The organism is Gemmiger formicilis, assembly GCF_018784445.1.
Classification (GTDB): domain Bacteria; phylum Bacillota; class Clostridia; order Oscillospirales; family Ruminococcaceae; genus Gemmiger.
In genome coordinates this window covers 1-340 of the sequence record NZ_WQOH01000050.1, presented here as the reverse complement: position 1 = coordinate 340, position 340 = coordinate 1, and the positions used below count along the sequence as shown (strand labels likewise).

Below are 340 nucleotides of genomic sequence, written 5' to 3'. Positions count from 1 at the left end.
GGCGGACGCAGCACTGGCACGGGAAAAGGGTCGTTACGCACTCTTTGAGGGCAGCGACTGGCAGACGGGCGCGTATTTTGAAAAGCGGGGTTATACCTCCGAAAAGTGGCAGGCGCTTGCGAAAACGGTGGCGGTGCAGGGAATGCGCAACGCCTATCTGCTGGCGGTCGCACCGACCTCCAGCACATCTATCCTCTCCGGCACGTCGGCGGGCATCGATCCAATTATGAAGAAATTCTTCTTAGAGGAGAAAAAGGGCAGCATGCTGCCCCGCGTTGCCCCGGAGCTTTCTATGGATACATGGTGGTACTATAAGGCGGCGCATCTGATCGACCAAAGC

General features: G+C 57.6%; 1 pseudogene. It reads left to right on the top strand.

Annotation, left to right across the window (positions count from 1 at the left end):
• Positions 1-340: pseudogene (locus tag GPK89_RS12525) on the top strand (ribonucleoside-diphosphate reductase subunit alpha); the annotation flags it as partial.